Annotated in this window: 19 protein-coding genes; 12 read left to right on the top strand and 7 right to left on the bottom strand. The window is 68.8% G+C overall.

Going from position 1 to position 25,725, the window contains the following annotated elements:
- The first annotated feature begins 16 nt into the window (after positions 1-16).
- On the top strand, positions 17-2,521 hold the full coding sequence (locus ACIGXO_RS01225) for a glycoside hydrolase family 3 C-terminal domain-containing protein (protein WP_399778776.1): 2,505 nt from the start codon (positions 17-19) through the stop codon (positions 2,519-2,521).
- Positions 2,522-2,525: 4 nt separating this feature from the next.
- On the opposite strand, the gene ACIGXO_RS01220 is transcribed toward ACIGXO_RS01225, so the two are convergent.
- Positions 2,526-2,966 (bottom strand): ATP-binding protein, encoded by a 441-nt coding sequence (locus ACIGXO_RS01220; protein ID WP_399778774.1) that lies wholly within the window; start codon positions 2,964-2,966, stop codon positions 2,526-2,528.
- A gap of 284 nt (positions 2,967-3,250) precedes the next feature.
- On the opposite strand from ACIGXO_RS01220, the gene ACIGXO_RS01215 reads away from it, so the two are divergent.
- The 7 genes from ACIGXO_RS01215 to ACIGXO_RS01185 all read left to right on the top strand — a co-directional run bounded on the left by ACIGXO_RS01215 (position 3,251) and on the right by ACIGXO_RS01185 (position 10,064).
- Complete coding sequence (locus ACIGXO_RS01215; protein ID WP_399778772.1) at positions 3,251-4,180, top strand: MEDS domain-containing protein; 930 nt, start codon at positions 3,251-3,253, stop codon at positions 4,178-4,180.
- On the top strand, positions 4,177-4,638 hold the full coding sequence (locus tag ACIGXO_RS01210) for an ATP-binding protein (RefSeq protein ID WP_399778770.1): 462 nt from the start codon (positions 4,177-4,179) through the stop codon (positions 4,636-4,638). The genes ACIGXO_RS01215 and ACIGXO_RS01210 overlap by 4 nt, the downstream gene beginning before the upstream one ends.
- A gap of 119 nt (positions 4,639-4,757) precedes the next feature.
- On the top strand, positions 4,758-6,734 hold the full coding sequence (locus tag ACIGXO_RS01205) for a CocE/NonD family hydrolase (protein ID WP_399778768.1): 1,977 nt from the start codon (positions 4,758-4,760) through the stop codon (positions 6,732-6,734).
- A gap of 2 nt (positions 6,735-6,736) precedes the next feature.
- A complete protein-coding gene (locus tag ACIGXO_RS01200) occupies positions 6,737-7,633 on the top strand; it encodes a glycine betaine ABC transporter substrate-binding protein (RefSeq protein ID WP_399778766.1) in 897 nt (298 codons plus the stop codon).
- Between the two features lie 66 nt (positions 7,634-7,699).
- Complete coding sequence (locus ACIGXO_RS01195; RefSeq protein ID WP_399778765.1) at positions 7,700-8,656, top strand: ABC transporter ATP-binding protein; 957 nt, start codon at positions 7,700-7,702, stop codon at positions 8,654-8,656.
- Positions 8,653-9,372 (top strand): ABC transporter permease, encoded by a 720-nt coding sequence (locus tag ACIGXO_RS01190; protein ID WP_399778763.1) that lies wholly within the window; start codon positions 8,653-8,655, stop codon positions 9,370-9,372. Before ACIGXO_RS01195 ends, ACIGXO_RS01190 begins: the two co-directional genes overlap by 4 nt.
- Positions 9,372-10,064 carry an ABC transporter permease gene (locus tag ACIGXO_RS01185; protein ID WP_399778761.1) on the top strand — a complete coding sequence of 231 codons (693 nt, stop codon included), beginning with the start codon at positions 9,372-9,374 and terminating at the stop codon, positions 10,062-10,064. The genes ACIGXO_RS01190 and ACIGXO_RS01185 overlap by 1 nt, the downstream gene beginning before the upstream one ends.
- Here ACIGXO_RS01185 and ACIGXO_RS01180 read toward each other — a convergent pair.
- The 5 genes from ACIGXO_RS01180 to ACIGXO_RS01160 form a co-directional block, all read right to left on the bottom strand.
- Positions 9,993-10,769 (bottom strand): hypothetical protein, encoded by a 777-nt coding sequence (locus tag ACIGXO_RS01180; protein ID WP_399778759.1) that lies wholly within the window; start codon positions 10,767-10,769, stop codon positions 9,993-9,995. The genes ACIGXO_RS01185 and ACIGXO_RS01180 overlap by 72 nt on opposite strands.
- A gap of 63 nt (positions 10,770-10,832) precedes the next feature.
- Entirely contained in the window at positions 10,833-14,234 is a 3,402-nt protein-coding gene (locus ACIGXO_RS01175) for a hypothetical protein (RefSeq protein WP_399778757.1), read from the bottom strand.
- Between the two features lie 112 nt (positions 14,235-14,346).
- Entirely contained in the window at positions 14,347-15,438 is a 1,092-nt protein-coding gene (locus ACIGXO_RS01170) for a CHAT domain-containing protein (RefSeq protein ID WP_399778755.1), read from the bottom strand.
- 20 nt (positions 15,439-15,458) lie between these two features.
- The gene (locus ACIGXO_RS01165; protein ID WP_399778753.1) at positions 15,459-15,827 is read right to left on the bottom strand and encodes a hypothetical protein; all 369 of its coding nucleotides are present in this window, start codon (positions 15,825-15,827) and stop codon (positions 15,459-15,461) included.
- 171 nt (positions 15,828-15,998) lie between these two features.
- On the bottom strand, positions 15,999-16,313 hold the full coding sequence (locus ACIGXO_RS01160) for a hypothetical protein (RefSeq protein ID WP_399778751.1): 315 nt from the start codon (positions 16,311-16,313) through the stop codon (positions 15,999-16,001).
- Between the two features lie 591 nt (positions 16,314-16,904).
- On the opposite strand from ACIGXO_RS01160, the gene ACIGXO_RS01155 reads away from it, so the two are divergent.
- The 4 genes from ACIGXO_RS01155 to ACIGXO_RS01140 all read left to right on the top strand — a co-directional run bounded on the left by ACIGXO_RS01155 (position 16,905) and on the right by ACIGXO_RS01140 (position 24,966).
- Entirely contained in the window at positions 16,905-19,502 is a 2,598-nt protein-coding gene (locus tag ACIGXO_RS01155) for a hypothetical protein (protein WP_399778749.1), read from the top strand.
- 164 nt (positions 19,503-19,666) lie between these two features.
- Positions 19,667-22,966: an Hsp70 family protein gene (locus tag ACIGXO_RS01150; RefSeq protein WP_399778747.1), complete on the top strand. Its 3,300-nt coding sequence runs from the start codon at positions 19,667-19,669 to the stop codon at positions 22,964-22,966.
- A gap of 6 nt (positions 22,967-22,972) precedes the next feature.
- Positions 22,973-24,055, top strand: coding sequence for a hypothetical protein (locus tag ACIGXO_RS01145; RefSeq protein ID WP_399778745.1), 1,083 nt, complete (start codon positions 22,973-22,975; stop codon positions 24,053-24,055).
- 71 nt (positions 24,056-24,126) lie between these two features.
- The gene (locus tag ACIGXO_RS01140; RefSeq protein WP_399778744.1) at positions 24,127-24,966 is read left to right on the top strand and encodes a phosphotransferase; all 840 of its coding nucleotides are present in this window, start codon (positions 24,127-24,129) and stop codon (positions 24,964-24,966) included.
- On the opposite strand, the gene ACIGXO_RS01135 is transcribed toward ACIGXO_RS01140, so the two are convergent.
- Positions 24,961-25,704 (bottom strand): protein phosphatase 2C domain-containing protein, encoded by a 744-nt coding sequence (locus tag ACIGXO_RS01135; protein WP_399778743.1) that lies wholly within the window; start codon positions 25,702-25,704, stop codon positions 24,961-24,963. The genes ACIGXO_RS01140 and ACIGXO_RS01135 overlap by 6 nt on opposite strands.
- Between the last annotated feature and the right edge of the window lie 21 nt (positions 25,705-25,725).

The raw sequence follows: 25,725 nt of genomic DNA, 5'->3' as shown, positions 1-25,725 counted from the left end.
CACCAAGGAGACACGCATGACGCCCTCGTACCCCACATACGACGCGACCATCGAGGACGCGCTCGGCAAGCTGGACCTCGACGCCAAGACCCGGCTGCTGGCGGGCCGCAGCATGTGGGCGCTGCCCGCGCTCCCGGAGATCGGCCTGCGGTCCCTGGTCATGTCCGACGGCCCCATCGGCGTGCGCGGCGTGCGCTGGACCGCGGACGACCCCTCCGTCGCCCTGCCCAGCCCCACCGCGCTCGCCGCGACCTGGGATCCCCAACTGGCCCGCCGCGCCGGGCACCTGCTCGCCCAGGAGGCCCGCCGCAAGGGCGTACACGTCCTCCTCGCCCCGACCGTCAACCTGCACCGCTCCCCGCTCGGCGGCCGCCACTTCGAGTGCTACTCGGAGGACCCGCACCTCACCGGCGCGATCGGCACCGGATACGTCACCGGAGTACAGGAGGGCGGCGTCGGCACCACCGTCAAGCACTTCGTCGCCAACGACGCCGAGACCGAGCGCTTCACCGTCAACAACACCGTCGCCCCGCGACCGCTGCGCGAGCTCTACCTCGCACCGTTCGAGACGATCGTCAAGAACGCCCACCCCTGGGGCATCATGGCCGCCTACAACTCCGTCAACGGCGCCACCATGACCGAGCACCGCTACCTCCAGAACGAAGTGCTGCGCGGCGAATGGGGCTTCGACGGCTTCATCGTCTCCGACTGGATGGCCGCCCGCTCCACCAAGGGCGCGATCGAAGGCGGCCTCGACGTCGCCATGCCCGGCCCGAAGACCGTGTACGGCCCGGCGCTGGCCGCCGCCGTCCGAGCGGGCGAGGTCGACGAAGCCCTCGTCGACGACGCGGTACGCAACGTCCTGCGGCTCGCCGCCCGCGTCGGGGCCCTCGACGGCGTGCCGCCCGCCGTCGCCCCCGCCGACCTCCCGGCCACCGTCGACGGCGCAGCGCTGGCCCGCGAGATCGCCCGCCGCGCCTTCGTCCTCGTACGCAACGAGAACGGCATCCTGCCCCTCGGGCCCGCGCGGGCCGGCACCGTCGCCCTCATCGGCGCCGCGGCCCGCGACGCCCGCGTCCTCGGCGGCGGCTCGGCCCAGGTCTTCCCCGACCACATCGTCTCCCCGCTGGACGGCCTGCGCGCCGCGCTGCCCGAAGGGGACCTCACCTACTGCGTCGGCGCCGACCCTAGTGATGAACTCGCCGCCGCAGGTGGGGAGTTCACGCTGCGCGCCGTCTGCCGGGACCGGGGCGGGCGGGTGCTGGGGGAGACCCCGTTGCCCAGCGGCGCGGTCCAGTGGCACGGCGACGACCTGCCCGCCGGCGTCACCCACGAGGAGCTGCACACCGTCGAGATCACCGGCACCTTCACCCCGCGCGAGAGCGGCGCGCACCGCTTCGGCACCAAGGGCATCGGCGGCTTCCGGCTCACCGTCGGGGACCGGGCGCTTTACGACGGCGTCGAGGCTCCCGACCACGAGGACCCGTTCGAGGCGTTCTTCGGCGCGCCCGTGGAGCGCGGCCAGGTGGAGCTCACCGCGGGCGAGCCGGTCGAGGTCGCCCTCCGCCACACCGTCCCCGACCTGCCGGACGCGCCGGTCCGGGCCGTCGGCTTCGCCCTCGTCCACCGCGAGCCCCGGCGCGACGCCGAGGAGCTCATCGAGGAGGCCGTGGCCGCCGCGCGAGCGGCCGATACGGCGGTCGTCGTGGTCGCCACCACCGAGCGGGTGGAGAGCGAGGGCTTCGACCGCACGGACCTCGGGCTGCCGGGCCGCCAGGACGAGCTGGTCCGGCGGGTCGCCGCGGTCAACCCCCGCACCGTCGTGGTCGTCAACTCCGGCTCCCCCGTGGAGCTGCCGTGGCGGAACGAGGTGGCCGCGGTACTGCTCAGCTGGTTCCCCGGCCAGGAGGCCGGCGCGGCCCTCGCGGACGTCCTCCTCGGCGCCGAGGAGCCGGGCGGGCGGCTGCCCACCACCTGGCCCGCCCGGCTGGCCGAGGCGCCCGTCACCCGCGTCACACCGGAGAACGGTGAACTCCCTTACTCGGAGGGCATGTTCATCGGCTACCGCGCCTGGCAGCGGGCCGGCACCGAGCCCGCGTACTGCTTTGGGCACGGCCTCGGCTACACCGACTGGGAGTACGAGACGGTCACATACACGCCCGCACTGGACGGCAACGCCGAGGACGAGGACGCACTGGGCACACTCACCGTGCGCGTGCGCAACGCCGGTGAGCGTCCCGGCCGCGAGGTGGTCCAGGTCTACCTCGCCACCCCGGAAGCCGACACCGACGCGGACACCGCCGACCGTCCGGCCCGCCGCCTCGCGGGCTTCGCCGCCGTCGCGGCGGCTCCCGGCGGCACGGCCGAGGTGCGCGTCACCGTCCCCCGCCGCGCCGCCGAGATCTGGGACGAGCAGGCGTACGACCGGCGGCTGGTCCCCGGCACGTACACCGCCGAGATCGGCCGCTCGCTGAACGATGTACGGCTGCGGACCCGGGTACCGGCCGGGGCCGGCGGCTAGCCGGTCACCGCGCGGCCGTTTCCCGCGCGGCACGCGGCACGGGCAGTTCGAACCAGACTGCCTTGCCGCGGCCCGCGGGGACGCTGCCCCAGCACAGGGCCAGCGCGTCCACGAGGCGCAGGCCACGTCCGCCCTCCGCGTCGGTGTCCGCGCTCACCAGTACGGGGAGGGCCCGGTGGCTGTCCAGGACTTCGCAGCGCAGCAGTCCCGGACGCAGGAACAGCCGCAGCCTCGCCGGACCGGGAGCGTGCTGCTGCACGTTCGTGGCCAGCTCGTTCATCAGGAGTACGGCGCTGTCGGCCGCTTCGGTGAGCCCGCTCGCGGCCAGCCAGCCGCGGACGGCCCGCCGGGTCTGGGCCAGCTCTTCGGCATCGGCGGCGATCGTGGCACTGAGATAGGCGGTGGGCGGACCGAGTTCGGCGGGCGTGCAGACGTGCATGTGCATCGTTGTCCTTCCGGTCGGCCCTACTGTGCACCGACCGGCCCCACGTACGCACGGGTATGCATCGTCGTGCGCATACGTGTCGCGGGATGTGTCCCCGCTGTAGGTGTTCGGCAATCGACTCCGATCACAAGCAGTGCAGCAGCTGTCAAGGCCATAGCCAAAAGAGGGAATTCAGCGGGCTTCGGAGAGTGCCGCAGGCGCTTTCTCTCTAATGTCCGGAGCGAGCAGGGCAAGGAATGTACCGGCCGGCGCGCGCCACGCCGACGACAGGGGGAGGCTGCCCGATGATCGAACACCACGGCACGACCGGCCGGATCATTCCCGTGGAGCGGCTGCAGCCGGGCGACCACTCGTGCATGGACGTCACCGACAGAGCGAACCGCTGGCAGGTGCTGGCCGCCTTCACCCGGACCGGACTGGCCCGCGGGGAGAAGGTGATGCTCCTGCTCGACCCGAGCGACCTGAACGACGACGACGCCGTGGCGTGCCTGGACGGTGGCACCGGACATACGGAAGCGGCGGTGCGGAGCGGGCAGTTGGTGCTCGACCGCAACACGCCCGTCTACCTCCCGGACGGCCGCTTCTCCAAGGAGCGCCAGGTCCGCACCTTCGCCGCCGAGGCCGAACGGGCCCGGGAGGCCGGCTATCCCCGGCTGCGCGGCGCCGGCGACATGGGCTGGGCACCGCGCGCCGGAGTCGCCGACGACGAGGTGATCGACTACGAGGCGTCCGTGGCGGGGCTGTTCGCCGACGGGTACGTCACCGGGCTCTGCTGGTACGACCGGCAGCGGTGCGGCGACGATCTGGTGGCCGCGACGCGCAGGGTCCATCCGCTCCAGGTCATGGACTGTCTGGGGGCGCTGGAGGTGACCCGGGCCCCGGGCGGCGCGCGGATCGCCGGCTCGGCGGAGCTGGGCACGCGCGTGGAGTTCACCAGGGCTCTGCACCAGGCCCTGGGCCCGCGGCCGGGCCGTGGCCCTTTCCGGTACGAGCTGGACCTGACCGACCTGGCGTACCTGGAGGCGTACTGCGCCTGGCAGCTGCTGGATCTTGTCGCCGGGCTGCCGCGGGAGGACACGGCCGTCGTCCGGTGCGGCCCGATGCCGGAGACGGCCCTGCGCGGCCTCGGCTCCGCCGACGTACCGCAGCTGGAGCTGCGCGTGACGGGCGCCGGGGACACGGCGGAGACGGCGGAGGGGGAGGACGTGGCATGACCGGGGACCGGCTGCTGGAACTGGACTTCACAGGCCCCGACCTGCCCCTGGCGCGGGTCACGCTCGCCGCGACGCTGCACCGCGCCGGAGTGCCCGGTCCGGTGCGGGACGCCCTCGCGCAGGCGGTGCTGGAGGCCATGGCCAACGCGGTTCTGCACGGTGGGGGCGCGGGGCGGCTGACCGTGGACTCGGCGGACGGCGAGGTGCGGTGCGAGGTCGTCGACTCGGGCCCCGGCCCCTCCGCGGTGGTACCCGCGCCGGAATTCCGTCCCCCGGACCCGCGCGCGCCGGGCACCCGGCAGGAGCCGGCGACCGGGCGCGGCCACGGCCTGCTCATCGCCGAGGCGCTCACCGACCGCATCGAAGTGCATCCCGGCCCCGGGGACCGCGGCACCACCGTCGTGCTGGCCGCCTCGCTGCGCACGGCCGTCCCCGAGCCGGGAGCCGCGCAACCGTAGATCGTCCGGAGGGTTCCTCCCGAGGCGGCGGGCCGCTAGAGTCGCGCCACCCCTACTGCACGGAGATTCAGTAGAGGGGTGTCGCAACCGTGCCGCAACCCGCATCCCCAGGAGCCCCCTTGGCGACCACACCGGTTCGCGTCCGCAGGCATCAGTGGATCCCGCTCGCCGACGGCACCCGGCTCGCCGCGCGCGTATGGCTGCCCGAGAGCGCCACCGCCGAGCCCGTGCCCGCCGTGCTGGAGTACATCCCGTACCGCAAGAACGACGCGACCGCGGCGCGTGACAACAGCCTGCACGCCCGCTTCGCACAGGCCGGTTACGCCGCCGTACGCGTCGACCTGCGCGGCAGCGGCGACTCCGACGGGCTGCTGCTCGACGAGTACGCGCAGCAGGAGCTCACGGACGGCGTCGAGGTCATCGACTGGCTGGCCCGGCAGCCCTGGTGCGACGGCAGCGTCGGCATGATCGGCAAGTCCTGGGGCGGCTTCAACGGACTGCAGATCGCGGCGCTCCGCCCGCCCGCGCTCAAGGCCGTCGTCACGGTCTGCTCGACGGACGACCGGTACGCCGACGACGTGCACTACACGGGCGGTTCGCTGCTCGCCTCCGAGATGCTGCCCTGGGCGTCGACGATGCTCGCCTACAACGCACGCCCCGCCGACCCGGCCGTGGTGGGGGAGGGCTGGCGCGAGCAGTGGCGGCAGCGGCTGGAGAAGACACCCGCGTACGTCGAGGAGTGGCTCACCCACCAGACCCGCGACGCGTACTGGCGGCACGGCTCCGTGTGCGAGGACTACACCGCGATCCAGACGCCGGTGCTGGCGGTGGGCGGCTGGTACGACCCGTACTGCGGGGCCGTACTGCGGCTCCTCGAAGGGCTCGACGCGCCGGTGCGCGGGCTGATCGGCCCCTGGGCGCACACCTACCCGCATCAGGCGGAGCCCGGCCCCGCCATCGACTTCCACACCGAAGTGGTGCGCTGGTTCGACCAGTGGCTGCGCGGCCGGGACACCGGCGTCGGGGACGATCCGGCGCTCCGCGTGTGGATGCCCGACTGGGCGGCGCCCGGCACCGACCGCGAGCGGCGGACCGGCCGCTGGGTCGCCGAGGACGAGTGGCCCTCGGCCCGTATCGAGGAGCGGGCACTGCCGCTCACCGAAGGGCTGCCCGCACGGCTGGACAGTACCCGTGTCATTGGCCTCACCGGCGGCAGCTGGCTCCAATTCGGTGACGCAGCAGGGCAGTTCGGCCCGCAGGGCGCCGACGACGGGCTCTCGCACACCTTCACCACCGCACCGCTGGACGTACGCACCGAGATCCTCGGCGTGCCCACCGTCGCCCTGCGGGTGACCGCCGACCGGCCCGCCGCCCAGCTCGCCGTGCGCCTCACCGACGTGGCCCCCGACGGAAGTTCCCGGCTGATCACCCGCGGCCTGCTCAACCTCACCCACCGGGAGGGACACGAGACGCCACTCCCGCTGGAACCCGGGCGGGCGTACGACGTCACCGTGCCACTGCCGGCCACCGCGCACGCCTTCGCGCCCGGGCACCGCATCCGGGTCGCCGTCTCCGCCGCGTACTGGCCGCTGGCCTGGCCGTCACCCGAGCCCGTCACCGTCACCCTGGAAGCGGACGGCCGGGCCGAACTGCGGCTCCCCGTACGCCCGGAGCGCGCCGAGGACGCCAAGCTGCGCCCGTACGTGCCACCGCTGCCCGACCTCCCGGCGCCGCTGCGCCAGACGCCCGGTACCTCCTCGCGACGCATCGAACACGATCCGGTGTCCGGCACCACCGTCGTCACACTGACCATCGACGACGGGGAGTTCCACGACCTCGCCGACGGCGGATGGCGGCGCACCGGCTCCCTCGACCGCTTCACGCTCACCGAGGGCGACCCGCACTCCGCGCTCGTCGAGTGCGAGCGCACCGAGGAGGTGGGCCGCGGCGACTGGCGCACCCGGGTCGTCACCTGCAGCCGGATGACCGCGGACGCCACGTCCTTCGCCGTCAGCAACACCGTCACCGCTTACGAAGGGGAAGAGCGCGTGTACCACCGCACCAAGGACTGTGTGATACCGCGCCGGGGGGTGTGAGCATGCGCAGACGCACGCTCCTCACCGGCTCGCTCGCCGCCGTGGCCGCCGCCGGCGTCGCAACGGCCACCCGTTCGGTGGCCGGCACCGGGCCCGTCATCACGGTCGGCTCCAAGCAGTTCACCGAGTCCTGGGTGATGGGGGAGCTGTACGCGCAGGTGCTCACCGCGCGCGGCTTCCAGGTCGTGCTCAAATCCAACATCGGCAGCGCCGACATCATCGACCGGGCGATCCGCGCCCGCCAGATCGACCTGTATCCCGAGTACACGGGCGTCATCCTGCAGACCTTCGCACAGCCGGAGCACATGCCGACGACCGCCGCCGGCACCTTCCGCGCGGCCAGGGAGTACGAGGAGGGCCGCGGCCTCACCCTCCTGCGCGCCACACCGTTCCAGAACCGCAACGCCGTCGCCGTGCGGACGGCGGACGCCCGCAAACACGGCCTGAAGACCGTCGGCGACCTGAAACGCCTGGGGAAGATCTCCTACGCCGAGTACCCGGACAACATCACCGGCCCGCTCGGCTACGACGCGATCGTCAAGGCGTACGGACTGCGCGAGATGAAAGTGCGGCCGCTCAACATCGGCCTCCAGTACCCGGCGCTGAAGAACGGCGACGTGGACGCCGCCGACGTCTTCACCACCGACCCGCAGCTGCGCCGCTACGACTTCACCATCCTCGACGACGACCAGCACATCTTCGGTTTCCAGAACGTCGCGCCGGTCGTCCGCCGCCCGCTCGTCGAGGAGCACGGCAGCCGGCTGACCGACCCGCTGGACGAGGTCGACGCGCTGCTCACCGAGGAAGCGATGCAGGCGCTCAACGAAGCGGCCGCGATCCTGCGCCTGAGCCCGGCGAAGGTCGCCGACCGTTTCCTGCGCGCCAACGGCCTCAAGTGACAGCTGCGCCAATGGCCTCAAGTGACAGCTGCGACAACGGCCTCACGTAGCAAAGGGGATTCCTGGATGAACAGCGCCGCCGACATCGTCTTCGACGAGGCGACCAAGACCTACCCCGGCTCCGGCCGGCCCGCGCTCGACGCGCTCTCCCTGACCGTCCCGGCGGGCGAGATCTGCGTCCTGCTCGGCTCCTCCGGCTGCGGCAAGACCACAGCCCTGACCCTCGTCAACCGGCTCACCGAGCTGACCGGCGGCGACATCCGCATCGACGGCACGAGCATCCGCGAGCAGGACGTCATCGCACTGCGCCGCGGCATCGGCTACGTCATCCAGCAGGCGGGTCTCTTCCCGCACCTCACCATCGCCCAGAACGTGGCGACCGTCCCGCAGGTACTCGGCTGGGACAGGCCGCGCATCGAGGAGCGGGTACGCGAGCTGCTGGAGCTGGTAGGGCTGCCGCACGGCGAGTACGGCGACCGCTATCCGGCACAGCTCTCCGGCGGCCAGCAGCAGCGGGTCGGCATCGCGCGGGCACTGGCGGCGGACCCGCCGATCATGCTGATGGACGAGCCGTTCGGCGCGCTGGACCCGGTCACCCGCGAGCACATGCAGGACGAGTTCCTGCGGCTGCACGCACAGGTACGCAAGACCACGCTGTTCGTCAGCCACGACATCGACGAGGCGGTACGCATGGGCGACCGCATCGCCGTCCTCGCCGAGGGCGGCAGGCTGCTCCAGTACGACACCCCCGAGCGCATCCTGCACGCGCCCGCCGACGACTACGTGGCCCGCTTCGTCGGCGCCGACCGCGGCCTGAAGGCGCTCACCCTGCGCCGGCTGTCCGACCTGACACTGGAGCCGTACGGAGGCACTGCGGACGATACGGCCCTACGCGCCGACGACTCCCTTCGCACGGCACTCTCCGCCCTGCTCGCGGCGGGCACCGACCGGCTGCCGGTCACCGACGCGGCCGGACGCCCGCTCGGCACGGTCACCGTCGATCTCATCCGGGAGGCGGCATGACACCGATGGCCACAGGCCCGGTGATCCCGGACTTCGGCACGGTCAGCCCCTGCGTCCGCGACAACGGACTCTTCTGCGCGGACTGGTTCGCCGCGAACTGGTCGAGCGTCTTCTGGCCGGCGCTCGCCCAGCACGTCCGGCTCACCGTCATCGCGGTCGGCATCGGCTTCGCCCTGGCCTTCGCGCTGGCGCTGCTCGCGCACTTCCGGCGGTGGCTGGTGCGCCCGCTCGGCGGCCTGGCCTCGTTCCTGTACACGATCCCGCCGCTCGCCCTCTTCACCCTCCTCGTCCCGGTCACCGGCCTCTCCGTGCTGACCGCCGAGATCGCACTGGTCGCGTACACCCTGATGGTGCTGTTCAAGTCGACGCTGGCCGGACTCGCCGAGGTACCGGAGCACGTCCGCAGGGCGGGCCTCGGCATGGGACTCACCCGGCGCGAGATCCTCGTACGCATCGAACTCCCGCTGGCCCTGCCCGCCATCGTCAGCGGCCTTCGGGTCGCGACGGTCACGACCATCAGCGTGGTCGAGATCGCCGCGTTCATCATCGACCAGGGGCTGGGCTCGCCGATCATCCAGGGCCTGCAGTCACCGTTCAACACCCAGTTCATCGGTGCGGGACTGCTCGCCGTCGCGCTGGCCCTCGCCGCCGACGGGCTGATCGTACTGGCCGGCCGGCTGCTCACCCCCTGGGCGACGACGCGGAGGACCGTCTGATGCACACCTTCCTCGACTGCTTCGCCTTCATGGCGAGCCACTTCGGCCTGCTCCTGGACCGCACGGTCGACCATCTGCTGCTGTCCGCGGCCGCCGTCGCCGTGGCCCTCCTCCTCGCGCTGCCGCTGGGCGTGTGGCTCGGCCATCGCGGGCGCGGCTCGTTCCTCACCGTCAGCGTCTCCAACATCGGCCGCGCGCTGCCCTCCCTCGCCCTCATCGCGATCTTCCTGGGCCTCCTCGGCATCGGCTTCGTCAACGTCATGACGGCCCTCGTCGTCATGGCCGTGCCGCCCGCCCTCACGCACGCCTACCTGTCCGTCGAACAGATCGACCGCGACGTCGTACGTGCAGCCCGCGGCATGGGCCTCACCGAACGCCAGATCCTCACCCGCATCGAACTGCCGCTCGCCCTCCCCGTCCTCTTCACCGGCATCCGCATCGCCGCCGTGTACGTGATCTCCAGCGCGACGCTCGCCGCGGTCGCGGGCGGTGGCGGCCTCGGCGACATCATCCTCAACCAGGTCTCGTACGGCCTCTCCGGCGTCATCGCCGCGGCCCTCTGGGTAGCGGCCCTCGCCCTCGCGGCCGACGCGCTGTTCGGTTTGCTGGGCACGCGGATGTCAATCACGCGCACGGCATTGAGGCGGCAAGGCGGTCAGGCTCGCTCCCAGGACGATTCCTGTGTTCCCTGATGCCGGAATCCTCTGCTGACGGTCCAATGGCCCGACGCCGGTCAGGATTCCTACTACACGTCCCGTGCGAGCGAGGATCACCGCCGAGCCGGCTGACCCCGGGGGCGGCGTCGGCCCGAGCATAGTGATCAATTCAGGTGCCTGCGACTCCTGAACGGTGCAGTCCACCGCGGCCTGCATGGCGGAAATCGCGCCTCCCACCAGCCAGCCCACCACCCTGGCCCGGTCGCCCGGCTCCGGAACGCTCTCCTGAGGCTTGGCCACCCAGGGCCAGTCGGCCGACGAATGGAAGACCGCGATGGTCTGCGAATCGTTGCAACAGCGTAAGGACAGTACGACCGACTCGTCCGAGGGCAGCCCGACCCGGTACCGGGTGCCGTGCTGCGCCAGGTAGGCGGGAGCGACCCAGACGCCCGCACCGATCTGCAGGATATTTGCGACTCTGCGGAACGCTCCGTCTTCCCCGCTGGTGTGCAACGGACGGACCGCGCGCGCCGCAGTACGTGCACGGGCAGGGGCGATGATGTCGGAGAGCAGGACTCTGGCACCCGACAGCATGGCGATCAGCGCCGCGGCCGGCGAGACCCAGAAGCTCAGCCCCACAAGGGGCGCAAGACCGGCGAAGACGCCGGCTGTGACCAGGACGATGGGGGCGGCCTCACCTTTCATGTCGGCCGCCAGCTGTCTCGCCACGCTCAGTCGCATGTCTCCGCTTTCTTCGGACGTGGCTTGTATCTGTCGGTGAGGGTGCGAGCATGCACCATTCGGTCAATTCTTCTTGAACCGGCGCCCGGAGATATCGGTGATCAAACGCCGGGCGATTTCGGACAGGCCGTGTGCCAGGTTCGGTCCTTTCCTGCCCGTCACGGGCTCGATGACAGCGACCTCGGCGAGAACCTCGTCGAGACTCGGTGGGGCGTGGTCCTCGGGGATGTCCGGACGAGGCGGTGGGCCGGGCAGCGTGACGTCCGTTTGCCGGCTGCGGACGACAGCCGTGAATTCGGACAACAGAGCAGCCGCTGGGTCGTCTAGTCCGGTCCCGATGCGTTCCATGCCGACCGGAATCCGACCGGCGGCGTCCGCCGGTATCGTCCCTTGGTGGACGAGCTCCCCCCAGATGTAGACGGCATAGTCGCGTGGTGGCAGATCGGCAGCCTCCTTGAGGCGCACACCGGGAAGGAGCAGCTGCTCCCTCGCCTCCAGTTCCGCACGCAGACGCCCGATTTCGGAAATGAAGTCGGCTCCTCTGGCCGGGTCGACCAAGGGGACCAAGTGCTCGCCGATCAGTACTTGCAGGGCTTCGCTGCGCCGCTCTATGTGTTCCGCATCGGTACCACGCCGTTCTGCAACCGAGGTTCGCCCTTCGGATCGAGCGATGTCGGCCAGGTCACGCAGTACTTGGGTCTCGATGTCGGGAGAAGATGCCTTGCGGCCCCATGAGAGAGCCAAAAGAAGAGCACGTTCAGACACCGCGGTCGAATGTGTTATCTGCCGGACCGACTGCGCGGCTTCCCGAAGGCTGAGAGCTGCACTGTTCCAGTCCTCGACACCGGCATACAGCACCACGGCCTTCAACCAGTGCTCCGCGGCCTCCTGGGAGTCGTCCAGAGCAGTGCGAACAGCGGCCAATTGCGTGTGGGCGTGGGCTTGTTGGGAAACCAGCCCCGACTCCTCGTAGAGCGTCAGTGCCCGGCCCAATGGCTCACTGGCGGCGCTGGGGCTGCCGGCCAGCAGCAGGCTGCCGAGACGCGTCAGCGTGGCAGCTTCGCCCGCGCGGTCCTCGGCTGCGCGCTGCAGTACCGCAAGGCGGCGCAACGCCGGTTCCAGGTCCTCTGCGGCGACGGCCACCCCGTCCGCGAGCCTGGTATAGGCGCCCCAGGCCGCCACCTCGTAATCAGGGAGATCAGCCGCACGTGCGAGCTCGGCGGCCTCCAGGGCGCGGCCCAGTGCCTTGGCGGCGTCATCGGGGTCCTCGCTTTCGCGGAGGTCTGCGTTCACTGAGTTGAGCAGAGCCATCACTTGGGCTGATGGTGACTCCAGCTGCCGCCACAGTTCTCTGGCGGACAGCATGGCCTCGTCCGCGCGTGTCGACTCTCCGCGACGTCGATGGACGCTGCTGAGACCGTCCAGAGCGCGGGCCTGGTCGATGACGACCTCCGTGTCCCTCGAAATCTCCAGCGCTTTTCGAAAAAAATCTTCAGCGTTGGACAGATCGTCGCGGCCCAGCATCAAGCACCCTCGCTCCAGGGTGATGTTCCGGCGCAATTGCAGGGATTTGGCGACCGCATTCCGTTGTTCTGCTCTCTTGAGCCATTCTTCGGCCTGGTCGAGCCGTCCCCAGTGCCCGCAGGTCTGGGCGAGGGCAAGAAGCGCATCGGCCTGGTGACTCACCAGACCGTTTCTCTCGTACCAGCCGAGTGCCGTCTGCTCGTCCGCGAGGGCTCGCTCGAAGTCGCTCTCCTGGTTGTAGATCAGTCGCGCCCGCCCGATGAGGGTGAGTGCCATACGGACGCCACCGTCGGGGATGGTCCGGGCCAACTCCAGTGCTTCCTCGAAAATGCGGGCGGCTTCGGTCTGGTCGGTACCACCCTGACAGCTGAGCACGACGGCCCGCCCCCACAAGCCGTGCAAGCGCAGCGGCGCATAATCGGAATGCTGAATGATTTGCCAGGCTTCTTCCACCTGTTGGGCATACTCGGACGACCACATGTCTTCGCGGTTGAAGAGGGCCTGCTCGATGAGTATCTGAGCTCGGTCCTCGGGTGTGTCCGGCGGGCAGGTGCGCAGGGCCTCGGCATAGTGGTTTCGTGCGCTCTTCACGAGGCCCAATTCCATTTCAGACAGGGCGAGCGCGCGATGGAGCCGATAGTCCGGGTAACGGGCCAGCTCGTGCCGGCAGAGCTGGGCCATCGCGTCGTTGCGGAAGTTCCAGTGCTCGATGTAGGCCAGGGCCATGGTGGCCTCGACTGCCAGCTCGCGGACATCTCCGGCCACCGCGAGTCGGTGCAGTTCACGTAGCAGCTCCCGATCCAGCCTGCGCGCGTCGGGCTCCCGCCTGAAGTCACCCAGACTGGTGGCCAGAGCCCGCGCGCAGTGCGCCGAAGCCTGAGAGTCCTCATTGCGCAGCAACTGGTGGAAGAGGAGGGCGCGTGGCACCCGGAAACCGATCTGTCCGCCGGGCCGGACGTCGGTTTCCATAAGGGTCAATTGAGCCAGACGCGCCACGTGGTCAGCGATGGTGGCAGCGGCGTCACCGAGGTCGAGCTCGTCTCCGCGCGAGATATCCATCAGTTCGCTCAGCACGTCGATGGTGACGAAGGAGCGGAACGGCAGAGCGGCGCGCAGCAGGGCCAGCTCGGCGTCCGTACGAGAGGTCAGCAGAGTCTCGGCGGCGATCCTTTCTTCCAGGAAGACCGTCCGCTGCTGGTCCTCCAGCCGGGCGCGCAGCGTATGGACATTGACGGCCACCCCCTCGTCGGCCCATGAGAAGAGCCGGTCCAGGACCCAAGGATTGCCCCCGGCCACATCCCGGATGTCCGCCACCAATGCCTCCGGTATCCGAACTCGCCCGGCCAGGTCGGCCACCATCCGGTCAACGTCCTTCGGCGGCAGCGGCAACAGCTGGAGGACCGCGAAATCACGCATACAGTCGAGGTCCGGAATGTATCGTGTGGTGATGAGAATCTGATGGACGACATCGGACTGGGCCACCGCGTCGACCAGATCACGTAGCACACTGGCAGCGACCGGACGAAGTTTCGGCGCACCGTTCTCGAAGGCGATGGCGTGATCGGAGGTGAAGGCCGTCCCTGCCGCACCCACGGGGCGGTAGTTCCACTCGAACTCGTCGATCACAAAGAGCAGGTTGGGCTTACCCACTTCGTACGGCTCTTTGGCCACGGATTTGAGAAACCTTGCCATCCGCGACTTGAACGGGAGAGTAGCCGGACACGCCTCCAGTACCGTCTCCAACTCAATGTCTGTGCTGATGGCGTCGAACAGGGACGTCTCATCGAGATAGTCATGGAGGACCACCGGACGGTAGTCGTCGGCCAGCTGGTCCACCACCCGGCCCGCCAGCCACGTTTTGCCGATCCCGCCCATACCGTGCACCACCGTTCCCACCTTCCTGGAGCCACTGGCCCGGCCGCGATCCAGGCTGTCCAGCAAGGTCTGCATTTCCGTTCGGCGGTCGAAGACGAGTTGCGGTTCCGGGATCGGCAGGTCATTGCGCCTCGGCCGGAACCCCAGTCGCCTTCTTACAGCCACGTCGCGAAATGCCTCATGGCTCGGTAGCACAAGGGGGCCAGGCAGTCCGCTGCCCCGCACGAACATGCGAAGCAAGTGCCAGTGTGCCGCCCCGTGTTCCAGCAGTTGGCGGTACGTGAGCGCCAGACAGGCCACGGGTGAGAGCCCTTGGGCCAAGGACTGGTAGAACTTCGCCGTCGCCTCCACGGCGAACGCGTCCGGAACCTGCCGGCCCCAGCCGATCACGATCGGCGGGCCCGGGTCCCTCAGCGAGCGCTTGGGCGAGCGAGGGCACGACTCCCACCTCGGAGGCTTCGCCGGTACGGCAGCCGGAGAGGAAGATCAGCGTGGGACTGGTGAATTCCCAGGTGTCCCGGAGATCTTCCGAGCTCACCTCGACCGCCTTGCCGTCCGCGCCCATGGTGAGAAAACGGGGACCGCCTGTGCCGTGCCGGGCATGCCCGCTGATGTGTACGACGTCGAAATGGTCCGGGGCATAGTCGTGGAGGAGGTTGCTCAGACGGTCGAGGTTGCCGCTGACCTCGGTCCTGAACTGCCCTGCGTGTCGGCTCGTGGCGGCCCTGATCGCTCCTTCCTCCGCTTCGTAGGCCAGCCGGGCAGGCACGTCTTCGGGTGCGCAGGCCATGAAGAGGATGCGCAGGGCTCGCTGCTTCGGCCCGGTGGGCCAGGCGGCACCACCGACGAGCCGCACCGGGACCAAAGGAGGGGCTCCCGCGACGAGGAACCCCCGCCCGTTGTGCAGCAACTCCCACGGGAGGTGGTCCATCCAGACGTCCGCGGGAGCTTCGTTCCTGATCGCCAGCGTGATCAGGTCACGCAGGCCCTTGGACCGCTCTCGGTAGGCGGAGAGGCAGCGGTCATGGTCGATGAAGTCGTACAGGTTCCGCCCGAGCTTCTCCAGCAGTCGATTGCGTTGCTCTGGGTCGTCCGGTGGTATGGCGTAGTAATCGGTTTCGGCACGGTTCAACAAGCCCTTGACCTCGTCCGTGGATACCTCGGCGAGCGTCGGGGAGGCACCGTCGTCGTACTCATAGCGCAACCTGACCTGGCCGGCGCGCACCTGCCGGAGCGTCACTGTGACGCAGCCCTGACGCGTGTCTTTCACCGTTGTCGCCACCTCGGGTGTCAGGACGGCGCTTCGGGGTTCCCCTGCCGGGAGGATTCCTGCAGCAGATCAGCCAACTGTCCTACGGTTACCTGGTCGAGCAGAACGCGGCGATCACCATGGACGAGCACGACTTTCTCGATCGGTGTATCGGGTGCGTCCTTGTGCCGGCGATACCACTTCAGGACGAGGTCCGCCACGGTTGCGCTGCCGCTGAGGATTCCGGCCACCGTCGCGATCACCGTGAGCGTCACCGGCTCCCTCACCGGCCCGGCCTCTTCCGGATGGCTCAGTTCCACCGACAGGCCGTTGATGTCCGTCAGTTCCTCGGCGGCCCGCCCGGCGGCTTCGCCTTCGATCAGTAATTGGAGAGCCATCGCCGCCCCCATGGTCCATGCCTCAGAGGCCCCGCCGCACAGTAGGGCCATCCCGGATAACGTTAGCGTTCTGACTGTGGGAAGTCGATGCGCCACCTAGTCCGGAATGCTATGCATAATTGCGCAGAAATGTTTCTGTCGCCTCATGAGGTGCCTCATGAGGCACCGTTCTCGGCAGCATCATCAAGGGTATTCGTGGCGCTGGTAGTTCGGGGCGTCGTCCAATGCTGATCCGTAGAGGGAGCTTCCGTCGATGTCCTTGAGATAGCATTGCACGGATTCGTCGGCATACCATTCTTCCTCGTCAGGCGCGAGGTGGCTCGCCCGCAGAGTCTCCGGTCCCGAATATGCATCCAAGAAAGCGATAAATTCTTCGCTGCACTTATCGTCGGCGTCCGATTTGGCAGCTTTCCTGCCGGGGTATTGAGAGCCGCCAAGTGGCGGCAGGGTGGCGAAGAGTTCGTACTGGTGGGCCGTGTCGCAGTCCACTCGTTCCACGTAAGTGTCGTGCCAGATGACGCAGTCGCCGACGGATAGCTCGGTATGGGACACGACGGTGGCGAGGCTCTCCTCTTCAGGCGGCGTTGTGTCCGCTTCCGTTGTTTCCGGTTCCGTTGTCTCCGGCTCAGTTGTGTCCGGGACATAAGGAGAATATGAAGGCCCCGGCCCGTTTCCCTCGAATAAATCGAGTTTGACAGCCGTGATGCCTCCTCCGCCGAGGAGAAGAACGGTGACCAGCGCGACCAGTGCACGCCTGAGCCGGTGTCGCCGAGGGCGAGGAGTCGGTTCAGCTGAGTGGCTGGAGACCGCAGAGGGAGGTGAACCGGATGAGGGCTGAGGGGAAAAGGGCTCCTGTGGGGGAGAAGTCGGAGAATACGGGAGCTGATGCTCTCCAGGGCGGGGCGTGTACGGATCTCCGTGGTGTTCATGACTGTTCGAACTCATGCGGCGAGCATCCCAAGGAAGAGGTGGGATGAGTACCGTCGGCGTCGGAATGCGGGAATGCGGCACGGGCGGTTGTCCCGCATGCGGATCTTGCGAGACATTGGTCTATCGATGCCTGCCGGCGGACATGGGGGAGGCGACGGCATGGCGGAATTGGGGACAGCCGCATATGTGCAATGGGCGGAAAATCTGATCGAGGTGTTGAACGGCGCCCCGGCGGACGTCGATTGCCGTGAACTGACGGCGGAGCGCGCAGCGGCGCTGCAGGCTGCCCGCCAACTCGTGACAGAGGTGTCCGACCCGCTGACAGTGGGTGTGGTGGGTGAGTACAGCGCCGGGAAGACCTTGCTCATCGAGGCGCTCCTGGGCATGCCCGGCCTCCTTGCCGTCAGCGATGTGGCGACGACCGGAAATGTCACCGCCATCCACATCGCCCAGGCACCTGATGACGCATCCCGCCCCACGACAGTGGGCCGCGCTGTCACATACTGCACCCCCGCTGAGACGGCAGAACTCATGTCACACCTTCACCAAGAGCTCGTCAGGGTGGTGGGTCCGGAAAAGCTGAGTGATCAGGCTGTCTCCGAGCTGGCAGCGGCCCGTCCGTCGCGAGAAGGCTGGGCGGCGCTGACGACGTGGTGCAGCGAGCACGCCGGGAGCGTGCTGGGACCGGTCGCCGGCTCTCTCATGAAGGAGATCCAATCGCTGGACGCCGCGTATCAGAGCGGCGCGCAGCTGCTCGGTCGGCGATACCGCGTCTCGGACGAACAGGCGAAGCGCGCGATGACTCTGCCGGACGTGCAGCTTGCCCAGGCCGGGCGAGCGGGCGAAGCCCGCGCTGACGTGGGTGAGGGTGACTGGGTCCCCGACAAGGTGCTGGCCGATACGTCGCAGCTCATCCGGCGGGTGGAGCTTACGGTCCGCGTTCCGCCTCGGATCTGGGATTTGGGGGAAGAGGGTGGGCTCACGCTCGTGGACTCCGCCGGCCTCAATAGCCAAGAGTCCAGGCAGCGGGACCGGTTCCTGAGTATCCGTGAACTCCGCGACATTCACACCATCCTTGTTCTCATCAATGCCCAGCACGGGCCTGTGGGGAGCGAACAAGATTTCTTCGACATGCTCCGTGAGCCCACTGCGGACGGACGGCCGCAGCGTCCGGAGGAGATACTGCGGGAGTGTCTCCTCGTCGCGAGCGGTCGTTTCGACGAAATGCCTGTGGCCCCAGCAGCCTTGCATGCTGCTCTGGACAGCTCTGCTGCCCTGACGGAGCGCAAGCTGATGGGTCTCGCGGACATGGCGGTGCTGAACAAGCTGGTGAAGGCCGCTTATCGGCTACCGTTGGGCACTCAGGAAAAACAACTCGTGCTGGCCTCCGCAGTGGTGGGGCTGGACGTCATGGCCAGGGCGGGTATTCTCCGCCTGGACCAGGATTTCCGCGCTCGGCTGCGATTCGATCAGGCTCTGAACAGAGCAGCCCCCGTCGTCACCCTGTGGAAACAAGTGGCCGAACGTCTGGACGAAGACGATCACGGGACGCCGCTGGGTCGGGCGTTGGAGGAATTCGCCAAGGACGGCGGACTGGACTACCTGAGGGGCAGGCTCACCCGGCACGCCAGGATCCATGGCGGCCCCCTCAAACTGGACGCAGTGCGCCGACGTGCCGAGGCCGTGGACAGGCACCGGCTGTCTTTGATCACCATCGCCCGGGACTGTTCTCCCGAGATGGACGAGCTGCCTGTCCATGATGAGATACATGAGGCCCTCGGCCGCACTCGCCGATTGTTGGCGGACCTTCGGGAAAGCCTCGTGCTGCGCAGCGAATCCGCGCCGCGCGAGGCCGCGCGGAGGCGTATCGAGGCCGAGGCGGCCGGCCTGGTCGCTCGGTGGCCGCAGTGGAAACGCCTCTTCGGTGCGGTGGACCGGGACAAGCAGCTCATCACGGCACGGGAATCCGCAATAACCTCCGGCCTCGGCAGCATCGGTGAGCGCGCTGCGCGCAAAGCGCGTCAACTCGGCCTTACGGTGACCGATCAGGCAAGTCCCAAGACAGGCGGAACGGCTCTCCCTGGCGAGCCCGAAGAAATGCTTGAACAGTTTCGCGATTGTTATCGTGAACTCCTCCGGGTACTCAGGGGGCAGGTACTCGCCGAGTATGAACAACGGCTGGACCCTTACGCGGATTCGATGGATGAGCTCTACGAGCAGTGGGAAAGCCTGGCCGTGCGGCAACAGGGCGAGGCGAAGCCGGAATTCAATCAGCGGCTGGCGGAGCTCCTGGTCATCGTGGATGTCGATGAGTGGATCGAGCAATTTCGGCAGATCCCCGCGGTCGAGCCGAAGGCGGCCGACGCGGACGCGGCCTACCCCCTCCGCCTGGATCGAGCGCTGACCTGGCATCCGGAGATGCCGGACGGCCGGGACCCGTTGGAGCGGCACATTGTGCACGCGGTGCGTGTACGCCGAGAACTGGTATCCGCCCTGCTCTACCTGGTCTCGGGACATCTGGCCGCGGAGGAGAGGCGGATCGCCTCCACTGCGGACAAGTACATCGACGCGGCCGAGGACCTGATCAATGCCCCCGATACGCTCGAACTGCTTCGCTCGGGAACGGGCGGGACCGATGAGGCACCGCAGACAGCAATCCTGGAATTCGCCGCAAAGCTGGAGATGCTGTCCCCGCCGACGTCCGGTGCCCGCATGTCCCATCGACTGCGCCGCCGTACACAACGGCAGTCGTCCTGAGATGAGGAGCGAGGGTCATGGGCCTCCACGCGCGGTTCGTCTCATCAGACCCGTCTTGCGTGCCGGACGACGGGGGGAAGGGCTTCACTCTCACCGGCCCCCGGTCCGGCCTGCATCTTCCCGTACTGCAGCTTTCGCCGACCCCCGGGACCGGGGTTCTCGTCATGCGGACGGAGGTGGCCGCGCCACCTGCCCTCCCGGCGGAACTGCTGACCCCGCTGCGCGCGCAGTGGGCTGGAGCCGACGGCCGGGTGGTGACCGAGCCCACGACGGTGGACAGCGGTCAACCTATGGCGCTACCTGGTGAGCTCGGTGCGACCGAGCTGCCGTTGACGGTGCGTGTGCACTACCACGATCTGAGTGCGCTCACCGGGCGTCCGGTCCGCACTATCCGCAAAACGCTGGAAGTCACCATGACGTTGCACCTCGATTCACCACAGGACAGCGACGACGAGCAGCGCGGGGAAGCACGTCCGGCGACGGAGCCCGAAGGCAGGCGACAGGGCCTTGGCGGCACCGGGCCGGGAGGGAACTCTGCGGCAGCCGCCCCGACCGAGGCCGTGCCGGCGGGGCGAGTACCGCAGGGCGCCGCCCGGCACAAGGGTTTCGCGGCGGTGGACTTCGGAACGACCAACTCGACCCTGACCATCCACGACATGTGGCAGCTGGAACTCCGCCCGATGTCCCGGCACCAGGAGGCATGCCTGCGACGGGAGCTCGCCGGCGTGCTGGCCTCCCCACCACCAACTGGTGCGGAAGCCAAGCGCTGGCGGCAGCTGTTGCATGATGTGGCTCGTCAGCTGATGCCTGGAACGGCTGACGACAAGACTGCGGATCCGGGCGGTGCTCTGGCCGATGCGCTACGCGGAGGATACGGCGGGGACGCTTGGCTGCACCGGCTCTACACTGCCCTGGAGTTACGGCTGGCCGCTTACGGTGAACCGTTGCTGCAACAGGTGTCGCCGCTCCTCCACGCGTGCTACGACCGGGCCTTCGCCGAGTTGCCGTTGGATGTTCTCCGCCTTTTCCCGGCGGAGCTCGACCAAGTCGGCGGAGCCGAGATCGCCAGCCGGATCGAAGTGCTGAGCACCGAGCCCGAGCTGCGGGCCCGCATGGGAGAAGAACGCATCTCCGTCACGGGAACGGCAAACGGCACCCCACGTGCGTACCGGGGCCTCAAGCAACATCTCGGGCGTGACGAGCCGATGGCCGACCTGCCCGCCCGTGCGGACGGCAGCCCGACCACGGCCGACGACCTCATACGAGAGGGGCTCCGGTATCTGTTGGACCAGGGCGACGAATACATTGCCGCCAACCCCAAGAAGCTCCACCAAGGCAAGATTGATCATGTCGTGATGACCTATCCCACCATCGCGCCACCCGGAGTGCGGCGCCGCCTTCGCGATCTGGTCGGAGCGGGCGCGGACGGCCGGACCGGGCTGGGCGTGACTCTGGTGGACACCCAGTTCGATGAGGCGGTGGCCGCAGCGCTCTTCTTCATCATGCGGGATTTCGGCGGCGACTTCGCCGCCGGGGTCGAGTCGTTCCGGTCCAGGTGCCGCGTTCTGGCCGGGGGCGCAGCCTGGCAGCAGAACGCCCTGACCCTCGACATCGGCGGTGGCACCACCGATCTGGGGTTGATCAGCCTGCTCCTGAAGGACCGCACGCCGACTCCGGCACCGCGCGTGGATCCACGCTTCACCGGGCGGCTGTATGTCCTCACTCCCAAGCTGCTGGGATCCACCGGGCACCTCCAGCTCGGCGGTGATCTGATGACCTTGAAGCTTTTCCGCTGGTACAAGTCCGCGCTCGCGGATCATCTCCTCCAGAGCAAGGCGGACCGCTACGAGCGGGTGGTGGGCAGCCTGAAGAAGCCCTTCGCAGTGGACGGGCGCTACGTGCCCGGATCTCTACTGCATCAGGGGTTTGAATCCGACGATTATCCAAGCGACCTCGTGGACATGGTGCTTCCCACGCGGTGGGACGCCCTGCCCGCCGCGGAGCGGGGCAAGGCCGAGCAGACCTTCTGGATGCTGTGGCGGTTGGCCGAGGAAGCCAAGTACGAACTGGGAAGGGGGATTGAGGAGTACCTGGCGCCCCCCGACGAAGTGGCGGCGATCCTCGCCCGCACCGGTGCGGCCGACGAGCTCGGCAGCGACTGGTCGCCGCTGATGGACGCATCGGTGTTTGAAGAACTTCTCCGCCCCGTCGTCGATGAGATCATGGACCTCACCGTCGCGCTGGCCAAGGGGCTGGACGGCCGACAGCTGGACCGGATCTTCCTGACGGGCAAGAGCAGCCGCATGCCGCTCATCCGCCAGGCTCTGGTGGAACGGCTGAATGCCGAGGACGACGTGGTGTGGAACGCGGCCGGCATCGCGGTGGAAGAGCAGCAGTACGCCAAGCTGGCGACGTCCATCGGAGCCTGCTGGGGACATCACGTGAGGCGCTTCGCCCACACGGAGGGAACGGCCCGCAAGGTGCTGGAACGCGGGAGGTACGTACTCCGCATCGAGGTCGACAATCTCCGCTACTACCTGCCCTGCGACTTCGGTGCCACCTTCCAGCTGGCGGCGGGCCCCACCCCCACGGATTCCATGCTGACCTCCGGGACACGTCTGAGTCCCACCGGTCCGAGGGGCAACTGGGCGGTGCGCAGCGAGTGGGAGAGGCTTCCGCAGAGTTTGGTGGTGCACCGCGGTACGGGTACCGGATGGATCCAATGGGGCGCGTTCGACGCCGATGCCTGGGTCAAGCAGCACGAGCCGGGCTTCGAGCTGGACATGGAGCAGTGGGCGAATGAGGTGTCCTTCCAGGTCGAGGTGGATGCCGACCTCTTCCTGCAGGTTCACCTGTGCCGCGGCGAACCGCAATACGTGGTCGGAGGCGAGCAGTTCTGCCGGGTCGAGCTGCCCGACTCCACAGTTGGCGGCTGGGAGCCGATGCAGATCGTCGTGGACACACGGGTCGCGGGGGACCGGCCGGACACCGGCACCGTCGTCTTCGACCTGAAAGAGGACCCGCGGTGCGCGGAAGGTCGTCCAGAGGCCGGCCGGCCGGACCCGACAGCGGGAATCCGCTTCGATCAACTGTTCAGGACGGGCGAGGAGGAAGAGGCCGCGACGTTCTGGGGCGCCACGAGTGGCAGGCTGGGCGTCCCCTCTCTGGACGGTTGGCCGTTCTACCTGCGTTTCCCCAGAATCCCGGACCGTCGGGACGAACTCATCGACGTCGTTCCCGTGCCCGCACCGGTGCGCGGACAGCCGTGGCAGGACAAGGCGGAATACGTCGCCACTCTCGACGAGCGCGGGCACCTGGCAGTGCATCAGGCCCCCGTGCCGTACTGGGAAGCCCGGTCGATGGCGGACATGTGGCACAAGGCAGGATCAGTCCTTCGCGTGGAAATGGACGATGTACGCGCTCCGCGCTTCGCCGAGCGTGATCCCTTCAACGGGGCTCACTGACCTGCCGTGGACGCGCTGAGGAGGCTGTGTGCCGAGCGCGGGTCGTTGCTCGCTGTGACGGCACGCGCGCAGCTCACCGGTGTCCGCGCGGCACTGCATGAGCTGCTCGACACGCAAGGTGACGACCCGGGGGCCGCGTCCTGCCGCGAGGCACTGCATGAACTGGACGAACTGCTCGCACACCGGCGGGAGGAGCCCGGCGTCGCCCTCGCCGCGGAAACGCCCAAGAGCCGCGCCGGTGACGAGCTCGCGACGCTCGCCGGAGAGCTGGCGACAAGTGGGGAGGCGGCCGACTATCTCGGACCGCTGGCCGTGCCGGCCGCCGCCGACGTCGCGCGACTGTGGCGTTGGTTCCATCTGACCTTGTTGAGGCTGCCGAGGCCGTACGCCGACCGGTGGCGGGAGCGGGCCCGTGTCATGGGAGCGCGAGCCGGGTGTGCCGGGCGGGAGCGGTGGACCGAATGGCCCGCGCTGGAGGAGGAACATCTGCTGGTGCCACCGCTGCCAGAGCACGACGTCCCGGGACTGCGCATCGTCGGTGAGGGCCGGACGTCCGCTGTGCCGGCTCCCGCCGACAAGTACGCGGTACTGGCCCAGTGGGTCACGGGCCTGGCCGCCATGGACGAACAGCTGCACCACGGTCTGGAGAGCCTCACGCACCGAGGTCTATTGCCCTTGCAAGAGGCCGAGCACCGAAACGCCTATGTGCGCGAACTCAACGGTCGCATCGACCGGCTGGCCCGGCAGGCCGGCGATTCGCCTGCGGCACTGCGGGCGGCACTGGCCGTCGATGAGGCCGTGTGCTCGGTCGTCCACCTGCCTCCTGCCGCGCCGGGCAGCTGGTGGGCAGAGCTCGCGCAGGCATCGCAGCGCATCGTCCTGGACCTGCGGCGCCGGGCACGGGAGCGTGGCGCCGATGTTGCCGTCGAGGTATTGGCCCCTTCGTACAAGGAGGCCCGGCAGCGTACCGGTGGCAACGACATCCCACTGGACGCGGGTGGCCGGACAGGACAGGTGCTCGCCGTGCTGCGGCTGTGGGCCTCGGTGGAAGGCAGAGAGCTGCGTGGACGGGTGGTGTATCGGGGATGAGTCCGGAGGTGCCCGAACGGGGGCCATGGCCAGCGAAGGTCGATTATGCCCAGGTCGTACAGGATCCAAGCATGGCCTTCGCCGATCCCAGGCTCCGCGCGGGTGAGGTCGAGCAGGACCGGCTCGGAATGCCGCGCACCGCATCGGGACGGAACGCGGTGGTTTTCCGGCTGACCGGACCGGGTGGCCCCTGGGCCGTGCGCTGCATGACGCGGGCGCCGGCGGAAGGCGCGCGTCGGTACAACGCCCTCGTTCGGCATGTACGAAGCAGCCCCTGTCCCGTACTGACGGCGGCCGAGTGGGTCGACCCCGGCATTCTGGTCAGAGGCGCATGGTGGCCGGTGGTCCTGATGCCCTGGATCCCTGGTGGCACGTTGGACACTGCGGTTGCCGACCGTCTCGACGAGCCACGCGCGCTGCGTCACATGGCGGCGAACTGGCGTGTCGTCCTCGCGCAGCTCCGTCGCTCGGGGGTGGGACACGGCGATCTGCAGCACGGCAACGTACTTGTCGATGAGGACCTGCGGCTCCGGCTGGTCGACCTGGACAGTGTGTGGGTCCCGGGCACCGGGCAGTGGCCCCGATCGGAAGCGGGCCATCCCGACTACCAGCATCCGCACCAGAGGCGATCGGCCGAGGCATTCCAGCTGGATGCGTTCCCCGCCTCGGTCATCTTCCTGTCCATGCTTGCGGTGGCCGCGGACCCTGCGCTCTGGGAGCTGCACACGCAAGAGAACCTGATCTTCCGCGCTCCGGACTTCCGGCAGCCCGGTCGCACGAATCTGTGGAAACGGCTGGCGGTATCCCCGGACAGCCGCGTAGCCGCTCTTGCCCGGCACCTCGCCAATGATTGCGCGCAGGCCACTGATCCGGGCCGCGGCCCCGAGGAACTGCTCGCGGTGTCGTCATGAGCCAGGGGCGCCAGGCGCGGGGGCGGGGACGGCCCGGCAGCGCAGGAAGGTGATGTCGTCCGCTTCCACCTCCTGCCTATCCCGGAGAGTACGTACGGTGTCTTCGAATCGTGTGCGTTCCACTCGGCTGAGAAATCGCCACACGCCACCGTCTTGCGCTGCGCGGCGCAGCGTCCACCGCGCCAGCGCGTCGGTCATCACCAGGAGGCTGTCACCCACCCCGCAAGCACCACGAGTGGTACGGGGCCGGTGGAACGCTTTCGCGAGCGCCGTTGCGGCCGTGGGTATCAAGGCGGGGGTGGAGTTGAACTGCCCCGGCTCGTCCAGCGGGAATGCCTCGACGACGCTATCGTTCCGCAACGCGAACAGACAGGTGTCGCCGATGGCCACCGCCCGCCACCACACGCTGTTCGTGCCGGCCGGGGACGGGTCCACGAGTATGCCGAGCAGGGTGGCCGCGCTTCCTCTGGCCACTGCGTCTACCAGGTAGGGCGGAGCATCCGAGGGAAGGTCCACACCGGCGGCCCAATCGTCGGCGGCCGCAGTGGCCCAGGTACGCAGCCGGACGGGATCGAATCCGCGGGGAGGCGCGGTGACGAAGCGGTGTACCAGGCACTGCGCCCAGGCCCCGGACCCCAACGCTCGCGAGGCGCCGTCGGCGACCGCGACGCGTCCCAATCCGAGGTCGTGGGCCGCCGCGTCCTCGCTGGGTTCCCCCGGAGTCTTCGGCAATCCCATGACTTCTGCCCTGAGCGTGAC

The organism is Streptomyces sp. NPDC053542 (assembly GCF_044544685.1).
In the GTDB taxonomy this organism is placed as follows: Bacteria; Actinomycetota; Actinomycetes; order Streptomycetales; family Streptomycetaceae; genus Streptomyces.
Note: the sequence above shows the minus strand (reverse complement) of the source record. Positions and strands in the feature narration are given on the sequence as shown.